This window comes from Bradyrhizobium sp. WSM4874, assembly GCF_055811835.1.
The window spans coordinates 1-1,233 of the sequence record NZ_JBVVPR010000150.1 but is presented as its reverse complement, the minus strand read 5'-3'; the positions used below and the strand labels follow the sequence as shown (position 1 = coordinate 1,233).

1 protein-coding gene is annotated in these 1,233 nt (G+C 60.1%); it reads right to left on the bottom strand.

Translation table 11 applies throughout. The annotated features are described in order from the left end of the window. Positions 1–1,233, bottom strand: a 1,233-nt coding sequence (locus AC0L3P_RS39755; protein ID WP_473309434.1) for an ISNCY family transposase, incomplete at both ends; no start/stop codon positions are given.

The window sequence follows — 1,233 nt, the reverse complement described above, 5'->3', positions numbered from 1 at the left end:
GCAGCTGTGGCGTAGCCTTGACGAGCGGATCAGGGCGTCGTCGCTCACGCTTCGGCTTCGCAATTGGCCTGTCGGTCGGGCGGACCGACCCTTCTTTCCACGCGATTCGTAAGCTCGACAAAAACTGTTCGATCGGTGGCGCCGCAGTTGGATGGCTTGCTGGGGCGGCGTCGGTGAGACTGGCCAACTTCTGCTGCACGGCCCGGATATCGCGCAGTAAGGCGACCGGATCCAGGCGGGCATATATTTCATTGACGCTTGCGCGGACGGCATCAGGTGTTCTTGCTTCGGCAACCAGCCGCTGATGTGGGGTCGCCGGCGCGCTATACGTTTTGTGGACACGTGCTCCGTCGCGCTCCTTTCGTATCAATTTGAACGACGGCTGGAAAAAGTTCACGAACAAGCGGGCCGAACGGTAAAGCTGAGCCAGCAAAGCAGCCGCTTCGAGCCCCTCGAATCGACGGTAGCCGACCATTCGTCGGACCACCGCGCCGTTCTTCTGCTCGACGAAAGCCTGATCGTTCTTGCGATAGGGGCGACAGCGCGTGAAGACGATACCAGCCTGTTCGCAATATACCTTCAAGGTCTCATTCATGAACACCGAGTCGTTGTCGGTGTCCAGACCAAGGAGCGCAAACGGTAGCTGTTTACGAAGTTCGGTCAGAACCGTGCTCAACAGCTTCTGCTCACGCACCAGAAGTGGCGCGCATTCCGTCCAGCCGGTCGCGATGTCCGTGAGAACGAGCGTGTGGACGAAACTGCCGCGCGCCGAAGGACCGCTGTGGGCAACAAGATCGGCCTCGACGAACCCAGGCGCCGGATCTCCCCAATCCGCTGAAGTGCGAATAGGGATGCTGCGTCGCAGAGCACTTGCTACAGAGCGACGACGCGGCCGACCGCTTTGCTCGCGAACGCATCGAAGTGCCCGGTCGATCGTCGCCGCACTCATCGACAATAATTTAGCCCGAATCTCTGACGCCAGGTCGATATGGCCGTGCCGCTCCATCGATTCAATCAAGATCGGCAGCAGGGGCTTCAGACGCTTGCCGCACACCCGGTCTGCAGCCTCCCAAAGCAGTATCAGCGCATTTCTCTCCGCGTCTTGGTAAATCCGCGGACGATTGCGGCGACCCGCTGTCTGGCACTCAGAATCGCAGCGCAGCAACCGCATCGCATGCTTCCGATGGAAGCCCGTGATCGCAACGAACTCGTCGAGGATGCGGCCCTTTTCGA